The organism is Verrucosispora sp. SN26_14.1, assembly GCF_004307965.1.
In the GTDB taxonomy this organism is placed as follows: domain Bacteria; phylum Actinomycetota; class Actinomycetes; order Mycobacteriales; family Micromonosporaceae; genus Micromonospora.
Map to the genome: position 1 here is coordinate 1 of NZ_SISL01000480.1, position 4,337 is coordinate 4,337.

A 4,337-nucleotide genomic window follows, 5' to 3' on the forward strand; every position below is an offset into this window, starting at 1 on the left:
TGGCGCTGCGGGCCCGGGGTCAGGGGTCGACGCCCGGTCCGATGACGCCGGGTCGGCGGCGGGCGGTGCGGTGGTGCCCGGTGAAGCGGTGCGGGGTGTGGCGGTGAGTACGGCGACGGCGTGTGCGGCGAGCAGGGTGAGGGCGACCAGGTGGGCGAGCCCGAGGGCGGCGGTGGTCACGGCGTACCCGGCCCAGCGGCGTGGACCGGGACGGTGCAGCGAGTCCACGAGCAGCAGGGTGCTCAGCACGGCCAGGGCGGTGGCCAGCGCGTACGGGCGGGCTTCCTGGCCGTAGCGGGAGGTGCTGGGCAGGACCGCGAACAGCAGCCCGGCGAGGGTGCCGACGCGGGCGTCCCAGAGCCGTCGACCGAGCGTGGCGGTCAGGCCGGCGGCGACGGCCATGGCCAGTGCGGACGGCAGACGCAGCGCGGCCACCGAGTCGCCGGCCACCGCCGTCCAGGCGTGCACGAGCAGGTAGTAGGGCGCGGCGGCGGCGTCGATGGTGCCGGTCAGCCGGAACAGGTCGGCCGCCGGCCGGGTGGCGGCGCTCCAGGTGGCCAACTCGTCCCGCCACGGCTGGGCGGAGTCCAACCCGGCCAGCGTCACCAGCAGGGTCAGGCCCGCCGGGAGCAGCCAGACCGGCAGGGCACGCAGGCGTACGCCGCTGAGCCGGACGCCGGTTCCGGCGACCGGGACCGACCTATCGGACAAATCCCCCACATTGCGAGCCTGCCACACGATCGCGCTCCGAGTGGCGGCAGCGACCGCCCGTGATGTGGGATGCGGCACGCAGTCATTGGCCGGTCCATACCCGGTGTGGCAACATGACGTTCATGACTGCCGCCGTCGTGCGCCGCTTCGTGGCTCGCCGCCACGTTGATTACGGCCGCGTGCGCAGCGCCATCTGTCCGGCCTACTGACGACGCCCGACCACCCTGCCTCGGGCACCTGGCGCGCCGGCCGTTCCTGACATCGCCGTCCACGGCCCCTTTCCGGGAGCCGATCGCGTCCGCTTACCCCAGCCGAGGCACAGCAGACAACGGAGGACGCCGCGATGGCGGTCAGCGAGATTCCGGCCCGACCCGGGGATCCCACGGCGCGCCCCGCGCGGGCTCCCCGCCGCCCCCGCGGCGAGGGCCAATGGGCGCTCGGATACCGCGAGCCGCTCAACCCCAACGAGCGCAGCAAGAAGGACGACAACCCGCTCAACGTGCGGGAGCGGATCGAGAACATCTACGCCCACGGCGGCTTCGCCTCCATCGACCCGGCGGACCTGCGCGGTCGGTTCCGCTGGTGGGGCCTCTACACCCAGCGCAAGGCGGGCATCGACGGCGGACGTACCGCCGTGCTGGAGCCGCACGAGCTGGAGGACGAGTACTTCATGCTCCGGGTGCGGGTGGACGGCGGCCAGCTCGACCTGGCGCAGCTGCGCACCATCGCGGAGATCTCCCGGGAGTTCGCCCGCGACACCGCCGACATCACCGACCGGCAGAACATCCAGTACCACTGGATCCGGGTCGAGGACATGCCCGAGATCTGGCGTCGGCTGGAGGCCGTCGGCCTGCAGACCACCGAGGCGTGCGGCGACTGCCCCCGCATCGTGCTGGGCAGCCCGGTGGCGGGTGTGGCCGCGAACGAGCGGGTCGACGCCACCCCGGCGATCGACGAGATCGTCCGGCGGTACGTCGGCGACCGGGAGTACTCCAACCTGCCCCGCAAGTTCAAGTCGTCGATCTCGTGGCTGGTGGACACCCCGTACCAGGCCAACGACATCGCCTTCCTCGGCGTCGACCACCCCGAGCACGGCCCCGGCTTCGACGTGTGGGTCGGCGGCGGGCTCTCCACCAACCCCATGCTGGCCCAGCGGCTCGGCGTCTGGGTGCCGCTGAACGAGGTGCCGGACGTCTGGGTCGGCGTGGTCGGCATCTTCCGCGACTACGGGTACCGCCGGCTGCGCCACCGAGCCCGGTTGAAGTTCCTGGTCTCCGACTGGGGCGTGGCCAAGTTCCGCGAGGTGCTGGAGAAGGAGTACCTCGGCCGGACGCTGCTGGACGGCCCGGCCCCGGACCTGCCGGAGCGGCCGGTCGACCACATCGGCGTGCACGCCCAGCGGGACGGCCGCAACTACGTCGGCGCGACCCCGGTGGTGGGGCGGGTCTCCGGCACCCAGCTCGCCCAGCTCGCCGACGTCGTCGAAGCGCACGGCAGCGGCCGGATCAGCCTCACCCCGTACCAGAAACTGCTCGTCCTCGACGTCCCGCAGGAGCGGACCGACTCGCTGGTCACCGCGCTGCGCGGGATCGGTCTGGAGGCCCACCCGTCGAGCTGGCGGCGCGGCACCATGGCCTGCACCGGCATCGAGTACTGCAAGCTCGCCATCGTCGAGACCAAGGCGCGCGGCGAGGAGCTGGTGGCCCGCCTGGAGCAGCGGCTGCGTGACTTCGACACGGACATCTCCATCCACATCAACGGCTGCCCGAACGCCTGCGCCCGCACCCAGGTCGCCGACATCGGGCTCAAGGGACAACTGGTGACCGGCCCGGACGGCCAGCAGGTCGAGGGCTACCAGGTGCACCTCGGCGGCGGGCTGGGCATGGCCGAGGGCCAGACCGCCGGGTTCGGGCGCAAGCTGCGCGGTCTCAAGACGACCGCCGACGAGCTTCCCGAGTACGTCGAACGGCTGGCCCGGCGCTACCTGGACGGCCGGACCGAGAACGAGACGTTCGCCAACTGGGTCATCCGGGCCGACGAGGAACTACTGCGATGAGCGAGGTGACGCGATGAGCAGCGAGACCCGTGCCGCGCCGTTGTACTGCCCCTACTGCGGCGAGGAGGACCTGCGGCCGAGCGAGACCGGGCACGGCGCCTGGGAGTGCCACGGCTGCGCCCGAGTGTTCACGGTCCGTTTCACCGGTCTGCTCCCCCAGGCGGTGCGGCGATGAGCGCGCTGGTCTCCGCAGCCGGTCTGGGACTCGTCGACACCGCGCCCGCCCCGGCGGTCGCGCCGGCCGACCCGGCCCGCCGCAGCCCCGAGCAGTTGCGGGAACTCGCCGACCGGGCGGGCCGGGAACTGGAGGGCGCGCCCGCGCTGGAGATCGCCCGGTGGGCCGCGGAGACCTTCGGTGACCGGTTCTGCGTGACCAGCTCGATGGCGGACGCGGTGCTCGCCCACCTCGTCTCCCGGGTGGCACCCGGGGTGGACGTGGTCTTCCTCGACACCGGCCTGCACTTCCCGGAGACCCTCGCCGTCCGCGACGAGGTCGCCCGCACCCTGCCGGTGAACGTCCGGTCGATCCGGCCCCGACTCACCGTCGGTCAGCAGGACGGCGAGTACGGGCCCCGGCTGTTCAACCGGTCACCGGACGAGTGCTGCCGGTTGCGCAAGGTGGAGCCGCTGGAACGGGCGCTGGCCGGCTACGAGGCATGGGCCGCCGGACTGCGTCGGGACGAGTCGCCGACCCGGGCCAACACGCCGGTGGTGGCGTTCGACCCGCGCCGGGGTCGGGTGAAGGTCAACCCGATCGCGGCCTGGAGCCAGGCGGACGTCGACGCGTACGTCGCGCGGTGGAAGGTGCCGGTCAACGAACTGCTCCGGCGCGGCTACGGTTCGGTCGGCTGCTGGCCGTGCACCCGCCGGACCACGGCGGGGGAGGACCCGCGCGCCGGCCGCTGGGCCATGTTCGAGAAGACCGAGTGCGGACTGCACCTCTGACCGAGGCGGCGGAAACCGACGGCGGCCCGATCCACCCCGGCCCACCAGGGTCGGGGCGGGACCCGCTGCTCCTGGTCGCCCACGGCAGCCGCGATCCACGGGCCGCCGAGGCCACCCGGGCGTTGGCGCGGGCGGTGTCGGCCGCCCGCCCCGGCACCCCGGTGCTGGCGAGCTGGCTGGACCACACCGAGCCCGGTCCGACCGAGGTGCTGCGAGGACTGGCCGCCGCCGGGCACTCCCGGGCGGTCCTGGTGCCGCTGCTGCTGACCGCCGCGTACCACCGGCGGGTGGACATCCCGGCGGCGGTGGCGGCCGCCCAGGAGTCCGGTCCGCCGATCGCGGTGACCGTCACCGACGTGCTCGGCCCGGTCGGCAACCGGGTGGACCGGTCGCTGCTGGACGCGCTGGGGCGGCGGCTGGCGGAGGCGGAACCGGGTCGGTTCGACGCGGTGGTGCTGGCGGCGGCGGGTACCCGGGACGCGTCCGCCCGTGCCTCGGTCGGCCGGGTGGCCCGGGAACTCGGTGCGGTCCTGGGTGCCACGACCCGGGTCTCGTACGCCTCGGCGGCGCCACCGGCCGTCGGCGAGGCGGTGGCCCGGTTGCGGGCTGGCTCTGATCCACATCT

General features: G+C 73.8%; 5 protein-coding genes. 4 read left to right on the plus strand and 1 reads right to left on the minus strand.

Features of this window, described 5'->3' with window-relative positions; translation table 11 throughout:
- Positions 1-654, minus strand: a 654-nt coding sequence (locus EYA84_RS27480) for a glycosyltransferase family 39 protein (protein ID WP_236145987.1), incomplete at its 3' end; no start/stop codon positions are given.
- 400 nt (positions 655-1,054) lie between these two features.
- On the opposite strand from EYA84_RS27480, the gene EYA84_RS27485 reads away from it, so the two are divergent.
- The 4 genes from EYA84_RS27485 to EYA84_RS27495 form a co-directional block, all read left to right on the plus strand.
- On the plus strand, positions 1,055-2,767 hold the full coding sequence (locus EYA84_RS27485) for a nitrite/sulfite reductase (protein ID WP_131056713.1): 1,713 nt from the start codon (positions 1,055-1,057) through the stop codon (positions 2,765-2,767).
- Between the two features lie 13 nt (positions 2,768-2,780).
- On the plus strand, positions 2,781-2,942 hold the full coding sequence (locus EYA84_RS33020) for a hypothetical protein (RefSeq protein ID WP_162854390.1): 162 nt from the start codon (positions 2,781-2,783) through the stop codon (positions 2,940-2,942).
- Positions 2,939-3,712, plus strand: coding sequence for a phosphoadenylyl-sulfate reductase (locus tag EYA84_RS27490; protein WP_131056715.1), 774 nt, complete (start codon positions 2,939-2,941; stop codon positions 3,710-3,712). The genes EYA84_RS33020 and EYA84_RS27490 overlap by 4 nt, the downstream gene beginning before the upstream one ends.
- A 29-nt stretch (positions 3,713-3,741) precedes the next feature.
- Positions 3,742-4,337, plus strand: a 596-nt coding sequence (locus tag EYA84_RS27495) for a sirohydrochlorin chelatase (RefSeq protein ID WP_236145988.1), incomplete at its 3' end; no start/stop codon positions are given.

Excerpts from the sequence above, each read along its gene's own strand:
- EYA84_RS27485 (WP_131056713.1), top strand. The coding sequence starts at position 1,055 with ATGGCGGTCAGCGAGATTCCGGCCCGACCCGGGGATCCCACGGCGCGC.
- EYA84_RS33020 (WP_162854390.1), top strand. The coding sequence starts at position 2,781 with ATGAGCAGCGAGACCCGTGCCGCGCCGTTGTACTGCCCCTACTGCGGC.
- EYA84_RS27490 (WP_131056715.1), top strand. The coding sequence starts at position 2,939 with ATGAGCGCGCTGGTCTCCGCAGCCGGTCTGGGACTCGTCGACACCGCG.